This is a genomic window from Comamonas sp. DB36 (assembly GCF_057914905.1).
Genome location: NZ_CP196633.1, coordinates 192,268 through 215,458, shown reverse-complemented (window position 1 = coordinate 215,458; position 23,191 = coordinate 192,268). Strand labels below are relative to the sequence as shown.

The following is a 23,191-nucleotide window of genomic DNA, read 5'->3' as shown; positions in this document are numbered from 1 at the left end:
GCAGATGGGGCAGCGGTGCCGGTCCAGCTGTGACGGCAAGAAGAATTGGCGGGAACAAGGGACAGCCATCAAGGCGCGGCCACGGGTCCTGGGCGTGGCAGCGCGGCCAGCTGCGCGGCGCTCAGACCCTGGCGTGCCATCACCGCGGGCAGCAGAAAGTCGCGCCAGCGCTGCTCGAAAGCCTGGACCTGCGCCAGATAGCGCACATGGCTGTGGACATCGGTTCCCGCAAGTGCCTCGCCAATCAGCACCAGCGCCAGCCCGGGCGACAGCCATGACCATCGGGACAGCAATTCAGCCTGTGCGATACGGCTTGCGGCCCGCTGCACGCTCAGCGGCTCCAGGGCCAGATCCTGGTCGAGCGCGCGGACCGCAAAGCTTGCCGGCCAGACCGCGGGCAGCTGCGCCGCGATTTCGGGATGGGCCGCATACCAGGCCTGCGCCAGCGCCTGCTCGCGGTCTTCGCTGTCGTGCTGCGCCGCGCGTATGGCCACAATCGATTGCAGCCGCGACGGCGTGGGCGCCTGCTGCTCGGCGAGCAGCAGCAGTCCGGCGGGCACGGCAAACGTCAGCGCCAGCCACAGTCCCAGCGCGGCCAGCATGGCCGTGGCGCCCGAACCCGGCAGGCAGCTGTGCAAGCCGCCCAGCAGCACCCACGGCGCGCAGAACGCGGCCAGCGCGCCCAGCCATTGCAGGGCCACCGCCAGGCTCGCCCCCGGGTCCAGCGCCAGCGCAGGCAGGGTTGCGGCCGCGGTCACGGCCCACAGGCCCAGCAGGCGCCAGCCCAGCGCCGCGATCAGCAGCGGCGCCATGCCGTGGGTCGACTGCACGCGCAGCAGGCCCAGGCGGCGCTGTTCACGCTCCTCCTGCAGCCAGCCTGCGCACAGCAGCAAGGCCACCAGCGGCACCAGCAGCGCGACCATGGCCGGCAGGCCGGGCAGGCCGCTTTCGGTCAGCAGCGGATTCCTCAGCGGCCCCGGATCGCGCGCGTCCACATGCCGGCTGTCTAGCGAAGCCTTGAGGCGCGCGGGCAGCACGTCGAGGCGCTGCACGCCCAGCGCCAGGCCGGCGCGCACCGGCATGCGCGTGCTGCCGAGTTCGCCGCGCCCCAGCTGGTAGGTGGCGATGGCATTGGCCGGGCCGGGCGGCTGCAGGCGCTGCGCGGCCTGCGCCCGTTGCGCCGTGAAGACCGCCGCGTCCTGCGCCGCGGCCGCACGCCAGGCGCGCGCGTCCAGTCCGACCGCGATCGCCGACGCCAGCAGCACCAGAAACAAGGTGCCGAATGCCAGCCAGGCCAGAGGCTGGCGGCGCAGCCGCAGGCCTTCGGCCTGCCAATGGTGGCGGCGCGGCCAGCTCATGGCGTGAGCCTGCGTGCGCTCCAGCACAGCGCAGCCAGCGCCAGCACCAGCCAGGCCGAAAGAATGCCCCAGTCGGCAACGCTGTTGCGCAGCGCAAATTCCACGCCGGGCGCGGCATAGCGCCACTGCGGCATGGTCTGCCACTGGGCATTGCCGCCATACCGGCTTTCAAAAGAAGTCACTCCGCGGGTGGCGTTCATATCCCATTCGTCCATGAGGGTGGTGTATTGCTGGCGGTATTGCTCGGCAGCTTCCTCGAAATGCCGGCGGTGCGCCAGGTCGGTGCCGGCCAGCGCACTGCTGATCGCGCGCATCGCCGCATAGGGCGTGATGGCGCCGGTCCAGCGCAGCCGGCGCTGCTGGGCCAGTTGGTCTTCCCACAGCTGCGCGAAATGCAGGGCGTGCACGCGCGTGGAGTAGGCGTCGCGGAACAGCCGCCGCCGGGCGTTGGCGCCAAACGGCAGGTCTTCGAGGCGCGCCACGCCGTTGTGTGCCAGCAGCTGTGCGTCGAAAGCCTGCAGGCGCTGGGCCGCGCTGCCGTCGCCGGGCAGGCCGTGCTCCATGTCATGGTGGATGCGCGACCAGAACTGTTCGCCCGTGGGCAACGCGGCGCGCTGCGCGACGCTTGACGCCGCCAGGCGCGGCACGATGAACACCGCGCCCACCCACAGCGCCAGCAGCACCAGCAGCGCGGCGCGGGAGCTGCGGCTCAGCGCCGACACCAGCACCGTGATCGCGGCCCACAGTGCGTAATAAAGCAGCAGCGCCAGCAGCAGCAAGCCGGCTTGCAGCGCGCCCAGGTCGGCGGCCAGCAGCCAGCCGCCGGCCAGCAGCACGGGCAACAGCACCAGCAGCACGCCAACGCCCAGCGCCAGCCATTTTCCCAGCAGCAAGGTGCTGGCTGGCAGGCCGCAGGCCTGCAGCATGCGCAAGGTGCCGAGTTCGTGCTCCTGCGTGACGCTGCCATGGCCCAGCACCAGCACCAGCAGCGGCACCAGGGCGTACAGCACGAATGCCGGGTTGAAGTCGCCCAGGCCGATGGAGGGCGCGGCGTCGGCGACCGGCGCGAACATTGCCAGATTGCGCCTGTGCGGCTCCAGCCACAGCGCCTGGCCGGCCTGGGCATCGATGCCGGCGTCCACGCCCGACAGCGCCGAGCGCGGCTTGAACGCATAGAGCCCGAAATGCGCGGCGCGGTGCGGGTTTCTGTCGCCCTGGTGGTCCCATTGCTGGCGCGCCGTGGTTTCAACCGCACGCCGCTCCTGCTCGGCCTGCTGGCGCTGGTGCGCGCCCGCGGCCAGCACCGCCAGCAGCAACAAGGCCAGCAGCGTGCCCAGCCCCCAGAGCCGGCCGTCGCGCAGCAGCGCGCGCAGTTCCTTGGCGGCGATAGCGGTGATTGCGGCAATCATGCAGCGCCTCCCTGCACGGGAGCACGCGCGTGCTGGAGATAGATGCGCTCGAGTTCGCCCTGGTCCACATCCCGGGCATCGAACTCGGCCACGAGGCGGCCTTCCTTGAGAATGCCGATGCGGTCCGCGGCCTGCAGCGCGTTGAACAGGTCGTGCGTGGCCATGAGCACGCCCATGCCCGCGCGCTTGGCCAGCAGCAGGCTTTGCGTGAATTCATGGGCTGCGGCAGGGTCCAGCCCTGAAGTCGGTTCGTCGAGCAGCATGGCGCTGGCTTGGCGCGCCTGGGCAATCGCCAGACCCACCTTCTGGCGCATGCCCTTGGAGTAGCCGGCCACGCGCCGGTCATGCGCGGGCGCGGCCAGCCCGGCGGCGGCCAGCAGCGCGCGCGCCTGGGCGGCGCCCAGCGCGATGTCCGACAGCTTGCAGAAATAGCGCAGGTTCTCGGCGCCCGACATGTACGGGTACAGCGCCACGTTTTCGGGCAGATAGGCCAGGCGCGTGCGCGCCTGCTGCGGCTGGCGCGAGGCATCGATGCCATCGACCAGCGCCTGGCCCGATGCCGCGGGCACGAAGCCCAGCAGCGCGTTCAGCGTGGTGGTCTTGCCCGCGCCATTGCCCCCCAGCAGCGCATACACGCTGCCACGGGGCACGGCCAGGTCCAGTGCGTCCAGCGTCACCCGGGCGCCACGGCGAATGGTGAGGCGGCGCGCCTGCAGGGCAGGGGTGGCGGGCATCAGAAGAAATAGCGCAGGCTGGCGCCCACGGTGGTGCGCGGCACGGGCGAGACCATCAGGCCCGCGGCGCTGCCATAGGCGATCTCCGTGCCATGGCGCTGCGGCTGGAACGTGGCATACAGCGACAGCTGCGTCTGGCCCCAGTCATAGGTGCCGCGCAGGTCGTAGCGCGTGTACAGCGGCATGCGGCGTTCCTGGCTGGCAGGCGTGCCGACATAGTAGGGAATGTCCGAGATCAGATAGGCATCGGCATTGAGCGTGAGCTGCCCCGCGCCCAGGCGCAGCTTGTGCTGGACGCCGGCCTTGAGCTGCGTGGCCGGAATCGACAGCTTGGCCCCCGCGTTGGCCCCGGGATTGTTGACCTTGGCCTGCAGGATCTTGCCCAGGCTCGCGTAGATGCTGGTTGCCGGCGTGGCACGCCAGCGCGTCTCCAGCTCGAAGCCCTTGCGCGTGGTGTCGCCCACGGACTTGAACGAGCCGTCGGCCTGGCCCACGATCTCGTCCGAGTTGAGGATGTAGTAGGCCGCGCCCGAGACCGTCCAGCCCGGCGCGGGCGCGGAGGTGAAGCCCAGGTCATAGGAGCGCACCTTGCTTGGCGCCACCTGGCTGATGACGCCGCCGCGCGCGCCCAGCGGGCCGGTGGCGCCGCTGCTGCTGATCTGCTCGGCCGAGGGCGAGCGCATGCCTTCGGCGACATTGGCAAACAGTTCGAGCTGCGGCATCAGCGACCATGACGCGCCGAGCTTGGGCGTGAACACGCCCTTGCTGTACGCGGTGCTCGCGTCCGGCAGTTTCAGGTTCTGGATGTCGTAGTCGAAGCGGTCATAGCGCGCGCCGGCGCTGAGCTTCACGGTCTCGCCGGCCCGCCACTGGCTCTGGGCAAACAGGCCATAGGTCAGCAGGTCCAGTTCCTGGGCATTGACATAGTTGGCCGTGGGCACGCGGTTTGTGAACATGCGGCGCGAAGCGTCGCCCCGGTCCTGGCGCAGCTCGGCGCCCAGCGCCAGCGAGGCCTGGCCAAAGGTGCTGTTGTGCAGCACGCGCGCGCCGAAGATATTGCGGTCGTCCGCGCCCACGGTGTGCTGCGTGGCGTTGGCCGTGATGGCGCGCGTGCGCTCGAGGCTTTCCGCATAGCCGGTCGCGAACCAGCCCTGCTCGCCTTCGGCGGGCGTGCGGTTGAAGACAATGCTGCTGCGGCGTGCGCTGCCGAAGCCCGGGTTGCCGGCCTGGGTCGAGCGCGGGTCCAGACCGGCCTCGATCTGCGGCAGCAGCAGATAGCCGGCGGCCTCGAAGTCGGCGACATAGCGTGTCACGCGCAGGCTGTAGCGCGCGTCGGCGTGCGTGGTCGACAGCTTCCAGGAGAAGCTGTCGCGCTGGGTATGCGAGGCGAAGCGGTAGCCGTCGTTGCGGTAGATGTCGGCAACGAAGAACGAATCGATGGCGGCGAAGCGGTTCGACAGCACCAGCGAAGTGCGGCGCAGGCCGTAGCGCTCGGCACCCACGCTGATGCTCGAAGGCGTGGCGCTGCCGCCGTCCCTGGTGCGGATATCGACCGCGCCGGCGCGGTTCTGGTCGCCATAAAGCGCCGAGATCGGACCCTTGATGATGTCGATGCCGTCGATCATCTCGGCATGGAGCCACTCGAGGAACACCGGGCCGTGGCCCGCGCCGCCCTGGCTCGAAGGAATGTTCTGCGGCACGCCGTCGACATACACCGCGGTATCGGCGCCATGCGTGCCCTGGGTCGCGAAGCCGCGCATGCGAAAGCCGTTGCCGGTCTCGCCCTGGTCGATGTTGTTGGCCAGCACGCCCGGCACACGGCGAAAGACGTTGGAGATGTCGCGGCCCACATTGGTGCTGGCGATGTCTTCCTGGTTGAGCTGCTGCACGGTGGCCGGCAGCGCTTTGGGGGCCAGCGTGATGGCCGCGCGCTCGCCCGGCGTGCGCGTGGCCGGGCCCGTGGTTTCGCGCACTTCGATGGCGTCCAGCGTGGCGGAGGCCTGGGCCTGGGCCGGGCCGATCAGCGTGATCGCCAGCGCGCAGGCGCTCAGCGGGGCGGCGGGCAGCCGGCAGGCAGCGGCGCCGCGCAGGTAAATGGGCAGGGAGGTCATGGTGATTTTATGAAGGGGCAAGGCGATCGGGCGGGGCGGCGCGCGCAGGCGCGGCCCGGCCCATGCCAAATGCAGGGCGCGGCACGGCGTCAGCGCAGAAAAAGGACAGGTCAGCGCGGCTCAGGCCGGCGGTGGGCCGCGCGGATTGGCGGCCAGCGAACAGTGGCGCTGCGGCAAGCCCGAAGACAAGCGGATGGGCGGCGTATCGGCTTCGGCATGCCAACGCAATCCGGGAGGCGTGCCGCCCGGCGCCAGATGCTGCGCATGGAACTGGCACCAGAGACAGGCATCGGCGGCCGCCGCCGGCGCCTCATGGCCCGGTGGCGCCGATCCCGCCCCTGTGCCCGCCTGCGCCGCGGCGCGGGCCGGCTCGCTCGCATGCTGCGCCTGATGCAACGGCCAGGCGAGCAGCAGGCTTGCCATGGCGATGGCCAGCATCCAGCGCAGGGCAGGGGGACCGGGACGTGGCATCGGCAGGCGGGCTTCTATGAATTGTGATGATATAACATCCGAATTATAGCGCCGACAACGACGCGGCTTGTCGGCTGACGCCCGCGCCGATCCGCGTATGTTCCGATGGCTTCTGGAAAACCCTAATGAATTGTTCGGCCATTCGCGTTTCTTGACCAAAGCACGGTCGACGCACATATTCGCATCAGGTCCCCGGGCCCCAGCCGGCCGGTTCATCCACGTTGAATCTCTGCAAAGGCCACCGTCATGACTGCACGCAGCGAAGAAGCCACCCTTTTTTCCCACGTCAAGGCGGGTGAGAATCCGTGGCGTTCCGATGGTCTGAGAGATTTCTTTCTCTACCGCGACCTGGGGGTGGCCGACGCCACCCATGGCCGCGTGATCGCGCACCTGGTCAAGGCCAACAAGCCGCCCGAGGAAGGCACGGGCTGGCACCGGCATGTCGCCGACTTCCAGATCGTGCTCATGACCAAGGGCTGGGCGAAGTTCATGTACGAAGACCAGGTGACGCTGGTGGCGGCCGGCGACTGCGTGCACCAGCGCCCGGGCATACGCCACTACCTGTTCGACTATTCGCCGGACATGGAATACCTGGAGATCGTGGGCCCGGCGCTGTTCGGCACGGTGGAGACCGACGCGCCCTGCGAGGTGCCCAAGCCTGCCGCCTGGCCTGCCGAAGAGGTCGCGGCTGCGACGCAGCGCGACAGCAAGACCTGAACGCCAAGCCGATCGCCGCAGGCGAACCCGTATCGGCAGCGAGCCTGGCGAAGGCCGGCTGTCCATGCTCACATCGGCGGCCAGCTCCGACAGGCGCTTGCCTTGCCGGCGTGCAAGCAACAGCTGCCGGCCAGCATGCTGGGCCAGGCCGACAAAGCGGTTGACCAGGGCTTGCACGGGCGCGGACGCAAACACGCTGGCGCACTGGCCGGGAGCGAGCGACTTCGAGCCGCTGGTGTGCGCCTTCGAGCGCCGTGAAGCTCAGCCAGTCCCGTTCAGGGTAAACGCGTAACTGCCCTAGAATCAGTGCAGCCCGGTGCGCGCCCTGCGTGCACCAGCCCCCACACAAGCGCTTCACCATGGATGACCTCCATGGCGCAGGCTGCATGCCACTGACTGCGCAACAAGTTCGGGCACGCTTTCCGGTCAACCGCCCGTGCACGGCCTGCTGCAGGCACGGGCTTCGTCGCGTGGCGCCAGCCGCCACCATGAACCGCACTTCCCATGCCCATTTCCAAGAAAACAAGCAAGCGCATAGTGATCGCCCTGGTGCTGTGCGCGGCCGCCGCGGCGTTCGCGAAATGGCAGTTCTTTCCCGCCAAGCCGCCGAGCAATTTCATCACCGCGGCCGCCGTCACCGGTGACCTGGAGGACACGGTGCTGGCCAGCGGCACGCTGCAGGCCTTCAAGCAGGTGAGCGTGGGCGCGCAGGTGTCGGGCCAGATCAAGTCGCTCAAGGTGGCGCTGGGCGACAACGTCAAGGCCGGCCAGCTGATTGCCGAGATCGACTCGCTGACCCAGCAGAACACCGTGCGCAATGCCGAGGCGGCGCTGGCCACGGCGCGCGCCAATCTGCGCGCGCGCCAGGCGTCGCTGTCGCAGGTGGAGCAGGCCTACCGCCGCCAGCAGCAGCTGCGCGCGGCCGACGCCGGCCCGCAGGCCGACCTGGAAAGCGCCGAGGCGACCTATCGCGCGACGCTGGCGGAAATCGACGCGCTGCAGGCGCAGCTGCGCCAGGCGGAAATCGCCGCCGACACCGCCAAGGTGAACCTGGGCTATACGCGCATCCTCGCGCCCATGGACGGCCAGGTCGTGGCCCTGGTGACCCAGGAAGGCCAGACCGTCAACGCCAACCAGGCGGCGCCGACCATCATCAAGCTGGCCAGGGTCGACTCGATGACCGTCAAGGCGCAGATCTCCGAGGCCGATGTGACGCGCGTCAAGCCCGGCCAGAAGGTGTCCTTCACCATCCTGGGCGAGCCCAACCAGCGCTACCAGGCGACGCTGCGCGCGGTCGAGCCGGCGCCGGATTCCATCCTCACCGAGACCACGGCGGCCAGCACCGCCGCCAGCACCGCCGCGGCCACGGCCATCTACTACAACGGCTTGTTCGACGTGCCCAACCCCGACGGCAAGCTGCGCATCTCGATGACGGCCCAGGTCTACATCGTGCGCGCCGAGGCCGTGGGCGTGGTCACCATTCCTTCTGCCGCGCTGGGCGCACGCAACGCCGACGGCACGACGGCGCTGCGCGTGCTTGATGCCGCGGGCAGCGCCCAGCCGCGCGCGGTCAAGGTCGGGCTGAACAACAATGTGACGGCCGAGATCACCGAAGGCCTGGCCGCGGGCGAGCAGGTGGTGCTGGGCGACGGCGCGGCCGCACCGGCCAAGGGCGGCATGCGCGGCGGCCCGCCACCGCAATGACGGCCACCGTAATGACGCAAACGCCTGCTATGCCCAACGACATGAATCTCCCGGACGCGGGCCAGCCGCTGCTGGAAATCCGCGGCGTCACGCGCGAGTTTCCCGCGGGCGACCAGATGCTCGCGGTGCTCAAGAACATCGACCTGGCTATCCATTCGGGCGAAATGGTCGCCATCGTCGGCCAGTCGGGCTCGGGCAAGTCGACGCTGATGAACATTCTGGGCTGCCTGGACACGCCCACGCGCGGCAGCTACCGCGTGGCCGGGCGCGAAACCGGCCAGCTCACTCCCGACGAACTCGCCGAGCTGCGGCGCGAGCATTTCGGCTTCATCTTCCAGCGTTACCACCTGCTGTCAGATCTCACGGCCCAGGGTAATGTCGAAGTGCCGGCCGTCTATGCGGGGCGCACGCGCGCCCAGCGCCATGCGCGCTCCACCGAACTGCTCGATCGCCTGGGCCTGGCCGAGCGCATGCACCACACGCCGGGCAAGCTCTCGGGCGGCCAGCAGCAGCGGGTGTCGATCGCGCGCGCGCTGATGAACGGCGGACGCGTGATCCTGGCCGACGAGCCCACGGGCGCGCTGGACACGCAGTCGGGCGCGGAAGTCATGAAGATCCTGGGCGAGCTGCATGCCGAAGGCCATACGGTGATCATCGTCACGCACGACATGGGCGTGGCCGCGCACGCCGAGCGCGTGATCGAGATCCGCGACGGCGTGATTGTCGGCGATACGCGCCGCGCTGAAGCGCCCACGCCCGCGGGCCGCGCCGCGCCGGCGGTGGGCGCCGCTCCCACGGGCTTGACGGCGCGCGTGTCGGCGTTTGGCGACCGCTTTCGCGAGGCCTTCCACATGGCGCTGCTGGCCATGAACGCCCACCGGCTGCGCACTTTCCTGACCATGCTGGGCATCATCATCGGCATTGCCTCGGTGGTCTCGGTGGTGGCACTGGGCTCGGGCGCGCAGAAGAAGGTGCTCGAAGACATCAGCGCCATAGGCACCAACACCATAGAAGTGTTCTCGGGCGCGGGCTTCGGCGACGTGCGCGCGGCCGCGGTGCGCACCCTGGTGCCCAGCGACGCCGATGCGCTCGCCGCCCAGCCCTACGTCGACAGCGTCACGCCCAACGTCAGCACGGCGGCGCGCTTTCGCTGGCGCAATGTGGAGCTCACCGGCACCGTGAACGGGGTAGGGGAGCAGTACTTCCGCGTCAAGGGCGTGAAGTTCGCGCAGGGCGTGGCCTTTGCGCACACGGCGGTGCAGGAACTGCAGCAGGTCGCGGTGATCGACGACAACACGCGCGCCAAGCTGTTTCCCAACCTGGCCAATCCCGTGGGCGAGGTGCTGCTGCTGGGCAGCGTGCCGGTGCGCGTGATCGGCGTGGTCGCCAAGAGCGAAAACGCGTTCGGCAATTCCGAGGCGCTCAACGTCTGGGTGCCCTACACCACGGCCATGGGCCGCATCGTCGGGCAGAACTATCTGCGCAGCATCACGGTGCGCGTGTCCGACAGCGCGCCCATGGCCGCGGCCGAGCAGGGCATCAACCAGCTGCTCAAGACGCGCCACGGCCGCGAGGACTTCTATGTGCTCAACACCGACAGCATCCGCCAGACCATAGAGAACACCACCCGCACGCTGACACTGCTGATCGCCTCGATTGCGGTGATCTCGCTGATGGTCGGCGGCATAGGCGTGATGAACATCATGCTGGTGTCGGTGACCGAGCGCACGCGCGAGATCGGCGTGCGCATGGCCGTGGGCGCGCGCCAGGGCGATATCCAGCAGCAGTTCCTGATCGAGGCGGTGCTGGTCTGCCTGATAGGCGGCGCGCTGGGCATAGGCATTGCCGTGGGCCTGGGCGCGCTGATCATGCATTTCGTGCCGGTCGTGCCGCTGGCGTTCTCCACCAGCTCCATGGTCTGGGCCTTTGCCTGTTCCACGCTGATCGGCGTGGTGTTCGGCTTCCTGCCGGCGCGCAGCGCGGCCCGCCTCAACCCCATTGACGCGCTGGCGCGCGAGTGACAAGCGATGACCATGAACCGACTTTCCGCGCTGACGCTGCTGGCCCTGCTCGCGGGCTGCGCCGGCACGCGCTCCGACTACCAGACTCCGGCCGTGGCTCTGCCCACCACCTGGCAGCAGGCGGCGACAGCCACCGCAGCGGCGCAGCTGCCCGAGCGCTGGTGGCGCCAGTTCAACGATCCCGCGCTGGACCAGCTGATCGAATCGGCGCTGGCGCGCAGCAATGATCTCGCGGCCGCGGCCTGGCGCGTGCGCCAGGCGCAGCTGCAGGCCGGCATCGCCGCGACGGCGCTGGCCCCCACGGTGGCCGGGCGCGTGAGCAGCAATGCCTCGCGCCGCTTGGAGGGCGATGGCAACGCCACCGCGCGCAGCAGCGGCGCGGCGCTGTCGGCAAGCTATGAAGTCGATCTGTGGGGCCGCGTGGCCCGTACGCGCGATGCGGCCGAGTGGGCGGCGCGCGCCACGCAGCAGGACCTCGAAGCCGCGGCCCAGGCGCTGGCCGGCACGGCCGCGGGCCTGTACTGGCAGCTGGCCCTTGTGCAGCAGCGCCTGGCCAGCGGCCAGGACAGCCTGGCCTACGCGCTGCGCACGCAGGAGCTGGTGCGCGTGCAGTACGCGGTGGGGGCGGTGTCGGCGCTGGAGCTGCGCGAAGCCGAGCAGACCGTCGCCAGCCAGCGCGCGGCGCTGGTGCTGCTCGCGCAGCAGCGCGTGCAGACGCGCAATGCGATCGCGATACTGGTCGATGCGCCGCCTGGCGACGCCACGCTTGCGCAACTGCTGCCCAACGCGCCCGAACGCCTGCCCGGGACCGCGCTGCCGGCCGTGGCCGCGGGCGTGCCGGCCGAGCTGCTCGCGCGCCGGCCCGATCTGCGCGCCGCCGAGGCCAGGCTGCGCAATGTGCTGGCCAGCGGCGACGCGACGCGCGCCAGCTACTACCCCGCGCTCACGCTGACCGGCGAGCTCGGAACGTCCAGCAGCGCGCTGCTGAACCTGTTGTCCAACCCCGTGGCGGCGCTGGGCGCGGGATTGACGTTGCCTTTTCTGCGCGCGCGCGAAATGCAGCTGTCGGGCGAGCTGGCGCAGGCGCAGTATGCCGAAGCGGTGGTGAACTTTCGCCAGACGCTGTATACCGCGCTGGCCGATGTCGAGAACGCGCTGTCGGCGCGCACACAGTATGCCGAGCAGGGCCAGCAGCTCGAACTGCAGCTGGCCGCGGCGCGCGAAGCCGAGCGCTTGTACGAAGTGCGCTACCGCACCGGCTCTTCGGCGCTGCGCCTGTGGCTGGACGCCCAGGAGCGGCGCCGCAGCGCGGAACTCGCGCTGCAGGCCAACCGGCTCGACCAGCTCAATGCGCTGGCCACGCTGTACCGCGTGCTGGGCGGCGGCATGCCGGCCGAGCGCGGGTAAACCGCGTGCGCCGGCGCTGAAAACGGCAATATTCCTTTAGCGCGGCGTTTTATTCGCTAGGAATTGCGTGATTTTCAGAAAAAATCGGAGTTTTCCGCGCCGTTGTGCGCTGTGAAAGCCTGCTTGACGGCCTTCACTATACGGTCCTGCAGGTGCTGCAGGCGGCCGTCGGGAGCGAACAGGGCCGGCAGGTCGCGGCGCAGCTTGCCGCTGACCGTCCAGCCATTGGTGCGCAGCGACGCGATGATGCGGTCGGCATCGGCGTCGGGCAGCTCGACCAACTGCTTGATGGCCTGGCGCGCGGCATCGTTGTCGCGCAAGGTCGAGGCCTCCTGCGCCATTTCATGCTCCACCGTGGCCTGCAACAACGCGTTGACATAGTGCACATGCTGGGTCAAATCCAGGTAGCGCCAGGCATGCAGCGCGTCCTGGTCGGCAGTGAAGTGGAAGTCGCTGGGAACGCCATCGGGGTAGACCTGCGTGCTGCCAAAGTGATAGCTGCCTTCATAGCGGCGCATCAAGGGTCGGGAGAAGGATTCGAGCACGCGGTCATATTCGGCGCGCCCCGCGGGCGAGCCGGCAATCGTGGCGGACACCGGGATGATGATGCTGGCGGGCACCAGGCCATCCGCCGCCAGCAGGTGGTTGAGCAAAAAGCGGTGCACCCGCCCGTTGCCGTCGGAAAGCGGGTGGAGATAGACAAAGGCAAAAGAAAGCGCTGCCGTGCGCGCCACCGTGTCCAGGCCGCGCGTGCGCTGCTCGAAGTCGCGCAGGCCTTGCAGCATGTCCTCGACGGCGGTGGGCGGCGGCGCGATGTAGTGCACCACCTGCCCATGCAAGCTTGACTGGCCGACGAACACCGGCGACTGGCGAATGCCCAGGCGCAGTACCGCCGCTCCCAGGATGGCGTTTTGCAGGCTGGCCAGGCCCTCGTGCGACAACGGCGCTTCCATGCGACCGCTCAGCTCGCCTATCGCTGCCGCAAAGCGTTTCACGCGGTCGTTCTGGTCCTGCTCGTGTTCTATGGCAAAGCTGGCGCGCGATTCCTTCAGGGTCAGCCACACCGCGCTGCGCCGCAGCAGATCCATGCCGTAGGTGCTGTTCAGGCGCTCCACGCCGGCGCGCACGTCGTACACCCAGCCGCGCTCTTTCTTCGGGCCGAGGTATACGAGAGGGCAATAGCTGCGCGTGCCGGGCAGGTTTTGCCGCACTTTCCAGCGTTTGCTGTTTTCCGGCCGCGCGCAGGTCAGATACAGCGCGGCATCCAACGCATCGACATAGCCCACATTGGCGGCGGTATCAGGCAGGTCCAGCGTGGTGCCGGTGAACCATTCATAGAAAAATGCCGTGCGCCGCGCATACGTGCCCGTGGGCGCGTCCCTGACCCAGGCAATGATCTCCTGGGGATCGACCTGTGCGAAAACCCGCGAGAAGAATTCAAAGTTCAGGCGCTCGTACTTGAGGCCGAACTCGAAATGTCCTCGAAAGCTGTCGTCAGGCATGTACTGCGCGGTCCAGGTCCGGATCTGCGCCGCCATGTGCGTTTCGGTGCGCGTCTGGGATCCCAGGTGACTGCGCGTGAACAGCGGCTGGACCAGCACGATGCCCAGCATTTCAGCCACGCGTGTAAAACCCAAGGAAATGGCAGTCATCGGTATTTTTTGAATCGCAACCTTGTTATTTTCGTAGGAAACAGCGTTTTTCCAAATAAAAATATAAGTTTTACGGAGGCAAGGGCCGGTGTCGGGTACGCGCCACCAGCGCAACCCTAGGCCGCGTAGCGCGCCAGTATCAGTTCGGCGGTATCGGCCGCGAGCTGCTGTTGCGCCTGGGTTTCCAGCCGCGGCTGGCCCAGAGTGACCTGGGGCCAGAAAGCGCTGCCCTTCACCAGGCTTTCCATTTGCTGGACCACCTGCAGCGGATCGGCGGGTTTCAGGCGCCCGTCGGTCTGCGCCGCGCGCACCCAGGTGAGCAGCGCGTTTTCCTTTTGCGCCAGCCGCAGCAGCATGTCCTGCGCGCGCTGCGGTGAGTGGATGGTGGCCGTGATCGCCACGCGCGCCAGGTCGATGAAGTCTTCGCCCGAGACCATCGCCACTTTCTGCAGCAGCAACGCCGACAGCTGTTCCTGCAGCGGCCTGTCGGAGCGGTAGGCCAGGTCCAGCAGGGCCACGCTGCGCTCCCACAGCTGCACCAGGATCTGCGCGAACAGCGCCTCCTTGCTGGCGAAGTGGTTGTACAGCGTGCGCTTGGACACTTCAGCCGCGGCCGCCACCTGGTCCATGCTCGTGGCCTCGTAGCCATGGGCGCGGAACTGCGCCACCGCGGCCTGCACGATGGCCGCGCGTTTGCGGTCTGTGAGTCGCTGGGTCGTCATGGCGCAAATTATCACACCGATGGGTTTACTTTTTCCAGGATGAAAACTACACTTGCCAGTGTACTTTTTGCCCGCGCCAGCGCGCGTGCCTTCCATGCGTTCGCCCTCTCTTACCTTTCTTGCAGGAGCCCTCATCACCATGGCCTGTCTCTCATTTACCGCCTGCAGCGTTCCTGCCCAGCACAGCGCTTCGCCGCAAATGGAGCAGGGGCGTTTTCGCAATGCGGTCCAGGCCGCTGCGCCCAGCTGGCGCAAGACCCTGGCGATCACCTGGCGCTTTCTGTTCGACAAGCCCGCCGACACCGTGCCCTCGGTGCCGGTTCCCGTGGTGGCGCTCACGGCCGCGCAGCTGCAGGCCGCGCCCGATGGCAGCCTGTACCGGCTGGGCCACTCGACCTTGCTGATGAAGCTGCAGGGCGGGTTCTGGCTCACCGATCCGGTGTTCTCCGAGCGCGCCTCGCCTGTGCAATGGATGGGCCCCAAGCGCTTTCATGCGCCGCCGATTGCGCTTGCTGACCTTCCGCCGATCGAAGGCGTAATCCTGTCGCACGACCATTACGACCACTTGGACCATGCCGCCATCCTGGCGCTCGCGCCCAAGGTGCGCCATTTCATCACTCCGCTGGGCGTGGGCGACCGGCTGATCGAATGGGGCATCGATGCCGCCAAGGTGCAGCAGCGCGACTGGTGGCAGTCGGTGGAAATCGGCGGCGTGCAGCTGGTGGCCACGCCGGCCCAGCATTTCTCGGGCCGCTCGCTCAGCGACCGCAACCGCACGCTGTGGGCTTCGTGGGTGATTCTGTCCGGCGATCTGCGGCTGTTCTTCAGCGGCGACACCGGTTACCACGCGGGTTTTCGCGCCATCGGCGAGCGTTATGGTCCGTTCGATGTGACCATGGTCGAGACCGGTGCCTACGACCCGCAATGGCCCGACGTGCACATGCAGCCCGAGCAAACGCTGCAGGCGCATCTGGACCTGCGCGGGCGCAATCTGCTGCCCATACACAACGGCACGTTCGACCTGGCACTGCATGCCTGGAACGATCCGTTCGAGCGCATCGTGCAGCTGGCCCAGGCGCGGGCGGTGCCTGTCGTCACGCCCGCGATGGGCGAGGCCGTGCAGCTCGCCCGGCCGCAGCCTACGGCCCGCTGGTGGCGGACGGCTGCCGCGGGCGGCTGACGCGGCAGCACTTCATAGGGGCTGGTGCGCGCAGTCCGGGCCCCAGAGGTTCACGCTCAGACCGATGTTGGCGCCGTCCGGCCCCCGCTGGTTGCGAAATCCTATGATTCGGCCATGAAGAATGATTCAAATCCTGGCCACGCATGGGCCGGTGTGGCCGCGGTTCTGGCCTCGCTGGTCGTGCAGAACATGGGCGCCGCGTTCGCCAAGCAGCTTTTCTCCGCCGTGGGGCCGGCGGGCATGACCGCGTTGCGCATCGGTATCGCCGCTGTTCTGTTGATCGTCATGCGCCAGGCGTGGAAGAAAATGCCCCAGCGCCGGCACCTTCGCGTGCTGCTGGTCTACGGCGCGACGCTGGGCCTGATGAATGCCGCCATCTATCAGGCGTTCGCGCGCATTCCCATCGGGGTTGCCATTGCGATCGAAGTGCTGGGGCCGCTGAGCGTCGCGCTGATGGGCGCCAGGCGGCTGCTGGATCTGGCGTGGCTGGCCGCGGCCGGCCTGGGGCTTTGGCTGCTGCTGCCTGTGGGGGACGCATCGTCGGCGCTTGACCCGCTGGGCGTCGCCTTTGCCCTGGGCGCGGCCGCCGCCTGGGCGTTGTACATCCTGTTCGGCAAGCGTGCCGCGCATTTCCCGGATGTGGATGTGCTCGCCTGGGGCATGGCCTTCGCGGCCTTGCTCACGGTGCCCTTCGGCGCAGGGTCGGCCGGCCCCGCGCTGCTCGCGCCTTCGATCCTGGCCATAGGGCTGGCGGTCGCGGTGCTGTCCAGCGCCGTGCCCTACACCTTGGAAATGTGGGCGCTGCGCCGCCTGCCCATCAGCCTGTTCGGTGTGCTCGCCGGTTCATCGCCCGCGGTGGCGGCGCTGGCCGCCTATGCCATCCTGGGGGAGCAACTGTCCACCGTTCAATGGACGGCAATTGCCGCGATTTCGGGGGCGGTCATGGGCAGCACGTTGACTGCGCACAGGAGGGCGTGAGCGTCTGCAGTCGCCGGGCCGCGCATTGCCTGGCCTGTGCCATGCGGGGGCGCAGGATGCCCCGCGCCCGCTCTGCGTTCAACCTGCTCAGGCGAACTCGATTCCCGCAGCCGACAGGCCTACGAGATCGATGCGCGTGGCGGTGAGGTCCAGATGGCTGGCCAGCAGCGCGAGCTCGCCGCCCGTCACGCCCTGGGCCATCATGTTGATGAACGGCTGCAGCGGCGCTGGCGTTGCGGCGCTGCCCACGACATTGGTCCACAGCAGCTGCGTCACCTGACCCGGCGTGGACGCGCCCAGCAATCGCAGGCCCAGTTGCGCCAGGCTTTGCGCGCTGATGCCCGCGTCCAGCGCGCGAATCACTTCGCCCACCAGCGGCTTGTTGTCCAGGAACGCGGCGCCGGTGATGCGCACCGCGCCGACCACGGCCAGGAAGTCGACGTTGTCCACCTGGACGTTGCTGCCTTCGGGCAGGGCGCGCGCGTCGAGGATCACGGCCTGCATGCCATCGCCGGCAAGGGCGTTGCCGCTGATCACGAACGGCACGCCGGGGTTGAAGCCTGGGCCTGCAGTGGCGGTGATGGTCTGCATGGTCAGAGGTAGCGTGTGGTCCAGCGTGGCCAGGAAGATCTGGCCGAGGATCGCCTCCGGCCGAGCGCTCTATGCGCAGGCCCAGTTCGGCCAGCGCGGCATTGCCCGTCACTGGATCGGGCAGGCCCTGGACCTGCAGCCCTAGGCCCACAGGCACGCTGACCTGCAGGATGGCGTGCCCGTCCCTGCCCTTGACCAGCGGAATGTCGGCCAGATCGTTGCTGGGCGAGTTCGGATCGTCGGGGCGCGAGGGAGTGACCACCGGAATGGTGATGATGGTCGTGCCGCCGTCGCCGGGGGGAGGTCACGGGCACGCCATCGACGGGCACCGGGACTGGATCCGTGGGAGTCACGGGTGGCACAGGGCGAGTGACCACCAGACTGAAGGTATCGGTCACCGTGACGCCATTGCCGTCCTCGGCGGTGACGTCGATGCTGAACGTACCTATGTCAGCGGTGACAGGTGTGCCGCTGAAGGTGCGCGTGGCCGCATCGAAGCTCAGCCAGGCGGGCAGGGCGTTGCCGGTCAACTTCGCGCTGTAGCTGAGCGTGTCGCCTGCATCCACATCGGCAAAGGTATTGGCATTGGACTGGAAGCTGAACGCTGCATCCTCGGTGGCGTTCTGGGCGGCGATGACATTGGCCAGCGTGGGCGCGTCATTGGTGTTGGCCACCACGAGATTGAAAGTGTCGGTGACCGTGGCGCCGTCGCCGTCTTCGGCCGTCACCTCGGGAAAGTCCCTTGTGCAGGACCCCGTCCATGTGCGCTCGACAGCCCTGCCGGGCGCATCGGCAACTGCTAGGATCAGAGCGCGCTTTCTGCAACGCCTTCTTTGGGAAACAAATGAAACCACCTCGCTTTTTCCGCAGTGCGGCCACCGGCCTGCTGGTGGCATTTGCCGCCTTGCTGAACCCGGCGCATGCTGCCTGGCCCGACAAACCTATCCGGTTGGTCGTTCCATTTCCGCCTGGGCAAGCCACGGATATCTTCGCGCGCGCCGTCGCCGAGCAGCTCGGAAAACGTCTGGGCCAAAGCGTCATCGTGGACAACAAGGCCGGCGCCGGCAGCAATATCGGCTCCGAACTGGTGGTGCGTGCCGCGCCCGACGGCTACACCTTGCTGGTGGCGGGCAGCGCGATGGCAGTCAACCAGACGCTGTACCGCAAGGTCAGCTTTGATCCCACCCGGGACCTGGTCGGCATCTCGCTCATCGCCAAGGTGCCGCTGATCTTCCTGGCCACGCCGGGCTCGGGCATCACCTCCATCGCAGACCTGGTGACCAAGGCCAGGGCCGCGCCCGGCCAATTGAACTACGCCAGCGCCGGCATAGGCGGCACCCAGCATCTGTCCGGCGAAATGCTCAAGAACCAGGCGGGCGTGTTCATCACGCACATTCCTTACCGTGGCAGCGGGCCGGCACAGGCCGACTTTCTGGGTGCACAGGTGCCGCTGATGGTCGACTCGGTCACCGCCGCGCTGCCGCATGTCCAATCCGGACGCGCCGTGCCCCTGGCCGTGACTTCGGCCACGCGTTCCTCGCAACTGCCAGACGTGCCCACGGTCCGTGAAAGCGGGCTGCGCGCACTCAAGGACTTCGAAGCCGTGGGCTGGCTGGGACTGATGGCGCCCAAAGGCACGTCTGCGGACATCATCGGCCGGCTGAACCGCGAAGTCACGGACATCCTGAAAAGCGATGGCATGGCCCAGTTCATGCGCGACCGAGGGTCGGAGCCGGCACCGACCACGGGGCCCGAGTTTGATCGCTTCGTGGCCGGCGAGATCCAGAAATGGGGCCGTATCGTGAAGACATCGGGCGCCAGCGTGGAGTGAGGGCAGGCGGCGCCCCGCGCCTGGGCGCCGTGCGCCGGGAATCGGGACTCTGCATGGCACCGGCCTGAAAGCCCATTTGCGGCGCTGGTGGCTTTACCGGCACCGATGCCGTCAGAACGGCGAGAATCGAGCGGATGCAAACAACCTCTCATTTTCCAGCTTCGACCCGGCGCTGGCTGGTGCCCGGTCTGCTGGCGATACTCGCCGTCGCAGGCTGCACTTCCGCACCCCCGGTACAAACCCGTGCGCCTACGGTCGACACCCGCCCGCTTCTGTCCGAAGAGGCTGAACACGACCAGAAGTTCGCGCGCTGGGTGGCCGATTTCCGCGCCAGCGCGCGCGCCGCAGGCATAGACGAGGTCACGCTGCACTCCGCCTTCGACGGCGTGCGCTTCGTGCCGCGCGCCGTCGCGGCCGACCGCGCCCAGCCCGAGTTCACGCGCACCGTGTGGGCCTACCTCGACAGCGCGGTGTCGGCGCAGCGCGTCACGCGCGGCCAGGAAAAGCTGCGGCAACTGCGCCCCCAAGTCGACGCGCTGGTCGCGCGTTACGGCGTGCCCACCGAAATCCTGGTGGCGATCTGGGGCATGGAAAGCAATTACGGCAGCAACGTCGGCGATATTCCGACCATAGACGCGCTCGCCACGCTGGGCTTCGAGGGCCGGCGCGAGGAATGGGCGCGCGGCCAGTTGCTGGCGGCATTGAAGATCCTGCAAAACCGCGACATCGCGCGCGAACAGATGATTGGTTCATGGGCCGGGGCCATGGGGCAGACGCAGTTCCTGCCGTCGAACTTCCTGGCCTATGCGGTCGATGCCGATGGCGATGGCCGGCGCGACATCTGGGGCAGCGTTCCCGATGTGATGGCCTCGACAGCCAACTTCCTGGCTCGTTCCGGCTGGCAGGCCGGCCAGCCGTGGGCGATCGAAGTGCGCCTGCCGCCGGGATTCGACTACGCGCGCGCCGAAACCGACGTGCGCCAGTCCGGCGCCCAATGGGCGGGCGAGGGCCTGCAGTCCATGGACGGCGCGCCGCTGCCCGCGCTGCCGGACGCCTCGGTGCTGCTGCCGGCCAGTGCCCGCGGACCGGCCTTCCTGGTCGGGCAGAACTTTCGCACCATCCTGCGCTACAACAACTCGAGCAGCTATGCGCTCGCGGTCGGTCTGCTGGCGCAAAAGCTGACAGATGGTCCCGGAGTGCAGACGCCCTGGCCGCGCGATCTGCAGCCGCTGAGCAGCAGCCAGGTCAAGGCCTTGCAGACGGCGCTGAATGCGCGCGGCTTCGACACCGGCACGCCCGACGGCACCATGGGCCCGGCCACGCGCCGCGGCGTGCGTGCCTTCCAGCGCAGCCTGGGCGTGCCGGCCGATGGCTATCCGACGCTGGAGCTGCTGCAGCGCTTGGGCAACCCTGCTCAGTGAATGTCCAAAGAGTGCCGCGGCACTGTTTGGGGTGTCGACGGCTCAAGCCCGCGTCTTAAAGAAATGCGCGTCTTTGCAGCCTGAGTGCATCGCGGTCTATGCTCGCGGCCAGCTGTTCCATGTCGTTCGGGCTGACGCCCAGTGCGCGGAAGTGCACCGTCCACTGATCGACGGCAGCGGCCACCTGTTGCAGCAGTTGCAAGGCACGCGGCATTCTGAGGCCGTACTCCTTGATCTGGCTGAGCGCGTTCTCCAGGGTGGACTCCGATCCTGCTGTACCTACGATGAGTGCCTGATAGCCCAGGTTTTGCAGGCTGGGCACGACGTCGTAGGCAGGTGACAGGTCATGGTAGCCGTCAGTGAGGTTGAGGCAGATGCTGTGGTTGCGCTCGTGGTCATCGGTGTTGTCGATGAGGATGTTGAAGACCATGCGCTTGAACAGTTCCTCGCGCATGGCGGTCTGCCGGTCCGGATGGCCCAGGCGCAGGAGTATGCTGGCCAGATTGCTGTAGCTTTGCTCCAGGCCCGCGGCGCGCAGTGCGGTATGCGCCGACTGGCAGTGCACGCGGTAGCGTCCCATGCGGTCGAAGCGCTCGATGGTGAGCGCATGTCGCGGCTTGCCATGGCGCTGGGGAAGCTGCAGCACGGCGGTATGGGCTACATACAGGCCCGCTTGGGCAGCCAGCGTCATGGTCGCGTGCTCGATGAGCGGCGTGTCCACGGGATCGTCGAGCTCGCTGAACTTGACCACGCAAGAGCCGTTATCGGTCTGCAGCAAGGCCTTGGGCCGCGCGCCGCCCAGGGTGACGCCTGGCTGGACAAGGCGCTGTATTTCTGCGGTGATCGGGGCCTGTGTCTGCACATCGTCGACCGCCGCTGCCAGTTGCGCCAGATCCGCCAACTTCGGATAGGGCCCGAGTCGGCGCGGAATATATTGCGCTGCCGAAGTTGAAACACCCAATGCGCCAAACCGGTCATCTCCCGCGAAAAGCAGCATCTCCAGGATGGACAGGCGCGCAGGCCTGTCGACATGGCGGATGATGCGCTCGCCCCAGCGGTCTGGGCGTGCGTCGTCGATCGCGCCAGGGGCGGTGCTTCTCTCGCCGGCGCTGAAGACCTGCCCCTGGATCAGTGGCAGGTCTTCGCTGAGTGCAAAGTTCCACCAGCCCGGCGCATAGCTGAAGGTGGCGCAGTCTGCGACCAGCCGTGAAAGGCTGACCTCGCCGACCAGCGTGGGCGCCTGGGGGTTGACCATGGCCCAAACATAGAGCCGGTCTTGCGGTACGTAGCTGCGCGGTGATACGGCATTGACGGCGGATTTGCTCATTTCTTGCGGGGATCTGAAGCGGCGAGCAGGGCCGCCAAACCCAAGGCCGCACTGGGCAATGCCGGATCAGGCCGCTGGCTTGTGCGTGCCAGAGACTTGCGGACCTCGTCCAAGGGATTGGTCGCCTGCCAAGCGGGCTCGGGCAGCTGTGGCGGATGTGCCAAAGGCGGCTGGCTGCGGGCGCGGGATGCAGGCGCTGAAGGGGTGCGCTTGCTTCTGCCTGCAAGATCAGAAGGTGCCGATGGGATATCCGGCTTTGGATGCGGGCGAATGGGTGCCTGCGGGCTCAACTTGCGTGGAGCGCGCACCTTGTCCACCTCTTTCTCCAGCGCCGCATGATCGTATTGCGGCGCAATCAGCTCGGCCAGACTTGCGCCCGGATGGATCAACCATATGCACATCACATAAGAGGCCATGGCGACCGACGGATCGCCGCGCTCGATGCGCGCCATGGTGGGCTGGGATATGCCCAGCTTCCGGGCCCACTGTGCCTGTGATTCGCCACGTCGCTTGCGCGCAATGGTGATGTTCTGTGCGAGCTGCTCGATCTGCTGGATTACAGCCTGGGGGTAGTCAGCAGACGAGGTATTTTTTCGTGGCATTCATAGATGATAGATAAATGGCTAAAACATGTAAATCTATGGATTTTTCCGAGAATAATTCGTTTTGGAAGCACTATCGCGCAGTACGAGCCTGTGTTTCATATGCATAGATGTAGTAATTTAATCTTTTTTTATTCATCTATGAATTTTTCAGCGAGCCAAGCGCACTGCCTGCCCGGCCGCCGCAACAACCCTGTATGTGGGGGAACGAAAAATGGGTGCCTCGTGGCACCCATTTTTTTCGCATGCGAACGGCTTTGAATGCTGTCGGCACACGCCCTTGCAACGCAGGTTCCTGATGCATTCGCCGCCCCTGGCTGAGTCGTAGCGCGAACAGTCGCGGTAAGTAACATCCGGCGGCCAAAAGTTCTGGCCAATTGTAAATAATAGCGAAAGTTCACGTGACATTCTGTAAAAATGCGCTCAACAGCGCTTTATGCCGCTCGCCACCGCACAAATCCACTCCCATGATCACAGACACCGCCACCACCTGGTGGCTTACAGGCTTGTCGGGTGCTGGAAAATCCACGTTGGCACAGGCATTGGCGAATGCCTTGCGCGAACGCGAAGAGTCGGTCTGCGTGATCGACGGGGATGAATTGCGCAGCGGCCTGTGCAATGACCTGGGCTTCGACGAGGCCAGCCGTGCGGAGAACGTGAGGCGCGCTGCGCACCTGGCGCAGATGCTCAACGCCAACGGCATTCATGCCGTCGTGGCCCTGGTGTCGCCATCGGCGTCGGCGCGTGCAGCGGCTTACCAGGTGATCGGGCCCCAGCGCTGCCGCGAGATCCATGTCAGCACGCCATTGGCGGTCTGCGAACAGCGCGACACCAAGGGCCTTTATGCACGCGCCCGTGCCAACCAGATGGCGCAGATGGTGTCGCCTGCCCGCTCGATGCCGATGTCGGCCATGACGGCTGCCTGGGCCGCGGCCTGCGGGTTCGGGGCCGGTTG

Annotated in this window: 19 protein-coding genes and 1 pseudogene; 9 read left to right on the top strand and 11 right to left on the bottom strand. The window is 67.6% G+C overall.

Going from position 1 to position 23,191, the window contains the following annotated elements; all coding sequences use genetic code 11:
• Positions 1–68: 68 nt before the first annotated feature.
• From ACSVDO_RS25400 to ACSVDO_RS25380, 5 genes are all read right to left on the bottom strand, one after another.
• Positions 69–1,358 carry a DUF3526 domain-containing protein gene (locus ACSVDO_RS25400; RefSeq protein ID WP_489597837.1) on the bottom strand — a complete coding sequence of 430 codons (1,290 nt, stop codon included), beginning with the start codon at positions 1,356–1,358 and terminating at the stop codon, positions 69–71.
• Positions 1,355–2,767 carry a DUF3526 domain-containing protein gene (locus ACSVDO_RS25395; RefSeq protein ID WP_489597836.1) on the bottom strand — a complete coding sequence of 471 codons (1,413 nt, stop codon included), beginning with the start codon at positions 2,765–2,767 and terminating at the stop codon, positions 1,355–1,357. Before ACSVDO_RS25395 ends, ACSVDO_RS25400 begins: the two co-directional genes overlap by 4 nt.
• A complete protein-coding gene (locus ACSVDO_RS25390; RefSeq protein ID WP_489597835.1) occupies positions 2,764–3,501 on the bottom strand; it encodes an ABC transporter ATP-binding protein in 738 nt (245 codons plus the stop codon). Before ACSVDO_RS25390 ends, ACSVDO_RS25395 begins: the two co-directional genes overlap by 4 nt.
• Positions 3,501–5,612 carry a TonB-dependent receptor gene (locus tag ACSVDO_RS25385; protein ID WP_489597834.1) on the bottom strand — a complete coding sequence of 704 codons (2,112 nt, stop codon included), beginning with the start codon at positions 5,610–5,612 and terminating at the stop codon, positions 3,501–3,503. The genes ACSVDO_RS25390 and ACSVDO_RS25385 overlap by 1 nt, the downstream gene beginning before the upstream one ends.
• Before the next feature lie 120 nt (positions 5,613–5,732).
• Positions 5,733–6,083 (bottom strand): DUF2946 family protein, encoded by a 351-nt coding sequence (locus tag ACSVDO_RS25380; RefSeq protein ID WP_489597833.1) that lies wholly within the window; start codon positions 6,081–6,083, stop codon positions 5,733–5,735.
• 246 nt (positions 6,084–6,329) lie between these two features.
• Here ACSVDO_RS25380 and ACSVDO_RS25375 point away from each other — a divergent pair, with 246 nt between their 5' ends.
• From ACSVDO_RS25375 to ACSVDO_RS25360, 4 genes are all read left to right on the top strand, one after another.
• Complete coding sequence (locus ACSVDO_RS25375; protein WP_489597832.1) at positions 6,330–6,800, top strand: cupin domain-containing protein; 471 nt, start codon at positions 6,330–6,332, stop codon at positions 6,798–6,800.
• A gap of 504 nt (positions 6,801–7,304) precedes the next feature.
• Positions 7,305–8,504 carry an efflux RND transporter periplasmic adaptor subunit gene (locus ACSVDO_RS25370; RefSeq protein ID WP_489597831.1) on the top strand — a complete coding sequence of 400 codons (1,200 nt, stop codon included), beginning with the start codon at positions 7,305–7,307 and terminating at the stop codon, positions 8,502–8,504.
• 41 nt (positions 8,505–8,545) lie between these two features.
• Positions 8,546–10,525 (top strand): MacB family efflux pump subunit, encoded by a 1,980-nt coding sequence (locus ACSVDO_RS25365; RefSeq protein WP_489597830.1) that lies wholly within the window; start codon positions 8,546–8,548, stop codon positions 10,523–10,525.
• Positions 10,526–10,537: 12 nt separating this feature from the next.
• The gene (locus ACSVDO_RS25360) at positions 10,538–11,932 is read left to right on the top strand and encodes an efflux transporter outer membrane subunit (protein WP_489597829.1); all 1,395 of its coding nucleotides are present in this window, start codon (positions 10,538–10,540) and stop codon (positions 11,930–11,932) included.
• 74 nt (positions 11,933–12,006) lie between these two features.
• Here the strand turns inward: ACSVDO_RS25360 and ACSVDO_RS25355 are convergent, their stop codons facing one another.
• Both ACSVDO_RS25355 and ACSVDO_RS25350 read right to left on the bottom strand, forming a co-directional pair.
• Positions 12,007–13,584, bottom strand: a complete 1,578-nt coding sequence (locus ACSVDO_RS25355) for a Fic family protein (RefSeq protein ID WP_489597828.1) — start codon at positions 13,582–13,584, stop codon at positions 12,007–12,009.
• A 116-nt stretch (positions 13,585–13,700) separates the two neighbouring features.
• Complete coding sequence (locus ACSVDO_RS25350; RefSeq protein ID WP_489597827.1) at positions 13,701–14,306, bottom strand: TetR/AcrR family transcriptional regulator; 606 nt, start codon at positions 14,304–14,306, stop codon at positions 13,701–13,703.
• Positions 14,307–14,445: 139 nt separating this feature from the next.
• On the opposite strand from ACSVDO_RS25350, the gene ACSVDO_RS25345 reads away from it, so the two are divergent.
• On the top strand, positions 14,446–15,486 hold the full coding sequence (locus ACSVDO_RS25345; protein ID WP_489597826.1) for an MBL fold metallo-hydrolase: 1,041 nt from the start codon (positions 14,446–14,448) through the stop codon (positions 15,484–15,486).
• Between the two features lie 114 nt (positions 15,487–15,600).
• The gene (locus ACSVDO_RS25340) at positions 15,601–16,464 is read left to right on the top strand and encodes an EamA family transporter (protein WP_332548458.1); all 864 of its coding nucleotides are present in this window, start codon (positions 15,601–15,603) and stop codon (positions 16,462–16,464) included.
• A gap of 87 nt (positions 16,465–16,551) precedes the next feature.
• Here the strand turns inward: ACSVDO_RS25340 and ACSVDO_RS25335 are convergent, their stop codons facing one another.
• Together ACSVDO_RS25335 and ACSVDO_RS25330 are read right to left on the bottom strand one after the other, a co-directional pair.
• Positions 16,552–17,055, bottom strand: coding sequence for a hypothetical protein (locus ACSVDO_RS25335; protein WP_489597825.1), 504 nt, complete (start codon positions 17,053–17,055; stop codon positions 16,552–16,554).
• A 2-nt stretch (positions 17,056–17,057) separates the two neighbouring features.
• Positions 17,058–17,783, bottom strand: coding sequence for a putative Ig domain-containing protein (locus tag ACSVDO_RS25330; protein WP_489597824.1), 726 nt, complete (start codon positions 17,781–17,783; stop codon positions 17,058–17,060).
• A 116-nt stretch (positions 17,784–17,899) separates the two neighbouring features.
• Between ACSVDO_RS25330 and ACSVDO_RS25325 the strand changes: the two genes are divergently transcribed.
• Positions 17,900–18,886 (top strand): Bug family tripartite tricarboxylate transporter substrate binding protein, encoded by a 987-nt coding sequence (locus tag ACSVDO_RS25325; protein WP_489597823.1) that lies wholly within the window; start codon positions 17,900–17,902, stop codon positions 18,884–18,886.
• Between the two features lie 134 nt (positions 18,887–19,020).
• Positions 19,021–20,307, top strand: coding sequence for a lytic murein transglycosylase (locus tag ACSVDO_RS25320; RefSeq protein WP_489597822.1), 1,287 nt, complete (start codon positions 19,021–19,023; stop codon positions 20,305–20,307).
• 55 nt (positions 20,308–20,362) lie between these two features.
• Here ACSVDO_RS25320 and ACSVDO_RS25315 read toward each other — a convergent pair whose 3' ends face one another.
• Together ACSVDO_RS25315 and ACSVDO_RS25310 are read right to left on the bottom strand one after the other, a co-directional pair.
• Positions 20,363–21,634 carry a type II toxin-antitoxin system HipA family toxin gene (locus tag ACSVDO_RS25315; protein WP_489597821.1) on the bottom strand — a complete coding sequence of 424 codons (1,272 nt, stop codon included), beginning with the start codon at positions 21,632–21,634 and terminating at the stop codon, positions 20,363–20,365.
• Positions 21,631–22,236, bottom strand: coding sequence for a helix-turn-helix transcriptional regulator (locus tag ACSVDO_RS25310; RefSeq protein WP_489597820.1), 606 nt, complete (start codon positions 22,234–22,236; stop codon positions 21,631–21,633). The genes ACSVDO_RS25315 and ACSVDO_RS25310 overlap by 4 nt, the downstream gene beginning before the upstream one ends.
• A gap of 467 nt (positions 22,237–22,703) precedes the next feature.
• Between ACSVDO_RS25310 and ACSVDO_RS25305 the strand changes: the two are divergent.
• A pseudogene (locus tag ACSVDO_RS25305) lies at positions 22,704–23,051 on the top strand (adenylyl-sulfate kinase); the annotation flags it as partial.
• Between the last annotated feature and the right edge of the window lie 140 nt (positions 23,052–23,191).

Coding starts and splice junctions, on each gene's coding strand:
- ACSVDO_RS25395 (WP_489597836.1), bottom strand. CDS start 2,767: ATGATTGCCGCAATCACCGCTATCGCCGCCAAGGAACTGCGCGCGCTG.
- ACSVDO_RS25390 (WP_489597835.1), bottom strand. CDS start 3,501: ATGCCCGCCACCCCTGCCCTGCAGGCGCGCCGCCTCACCATTCGCCGT.
- ACSVDO_RS25320 (WP_489597822.1), top strand. CDS start 19,021: ATGCAAACAACCTCTCATTTTCCAGCTTCGACCCGGCGCTGGCTGGTG.
- ACSVDO_RS25350 (WP_489597827.1), bottom strand. CDS start 14,306: ATGACGACCCAGCGACTCACAGACCGCAAACGCGCGGCCATCGTGCAG.
- ACSVDO_RS25380 (WP_489597833.1), bottom strand. CDS start 6,083: ATGCCACGTCCCGGTCCCCCTGCCCTGCGCTGGATGCTGGCCATCGCC.
- ACSVDO_RS25355 (WP_489597828.1), bottom strand. CDS start 13,584: ATGACTGCCATTTCCTTGGGTTTTACACGCGTGGCTGAAATGCTGGGC.
- ACSVDO_RS25365 (WP_489597830.1), top strand. CDS start 8,546: ATGAATCTCCCGGACGCGGGCCAGCCGCTGCTGGAAATCCGCGGCGTC.
- ACSVDO_RS25400 (WP_489597837.1), bottom strand. CDS start 1,358: ATGAGCTGGCCGCGCCGCCACCATTGGCAGGCCGAAGGCCTGCGGCTG.
- ACSVDO_RS25345 (WP_489597826.1), top strand. CDS start 14,446: ATGGCCTGTCTCTCATTTACCGCCTGCAGCGTTCCTGCCCAGCACAGC.
- ACSVDO_RS25385 (WP_489597834.1), bottom strand. CDS start 5,612: ATGACCTCCCTGCCCATTTACCTGCGCGGCGCCGCTGCCTGCCGGCTG.
- ACSVDO_RS25340 (WP_332548458.1), top strand. CDS start 15,601: ATGAAGAATGATTCAAATCCTGGCCACGCATGGGCCGGTGTGGCCGCG.
- ACSVDO_RS25335 (WP_489597825.1), bottom strand. CDS start 17,055: ATGCAGACCATCACCGCCACTGCAGGCCCAGGCTTCAACCCCGGCGTG.
- ACSVDO_RS25360 (WP_489597829.1), top strand. CDS start 10,538: ATGAACCGACTTTCCGCGCTGACGCTGCTGGCCCTGCTCGCGGGCTGC.
- ACSVDO_RS25370 (WP_489597831.1), top strand. CDS start 7,305: ATGCCCATTTCCAAGAAAACAAGCAAGCGCATAGTGATCGCCCTGGTG.
- ACSVDO_RS25315 (WP_489597821.1), bottom strand. CDS start 21,634: ATGAGCAAATCCGCCGTCAATGCCGTATCACCGCGCAGCTACGTACCG.
- ACSVDO_RS25325 (WP_489597823.1), top strand. CDS start 17,900: ATGAAACCACCTCGCTTTTTCCGCAGTGCGGCCACCGGCCTGCTGGTG.
- ACSVDO_RS25310 (WP_489597820.1), bottom strand. CDS start 22,236: ATGCCACGAAAAAATACCTCGTCTGCTGACTACCCCCAGGCTGTAATC.
- ACSVDO_RS25375 (WP_489597832.1), top strand. CDS start 6,330: ATGACTGCACGCAGCGAAGAAGCCACCCTTTTTTCCCACGTCAAGGCG.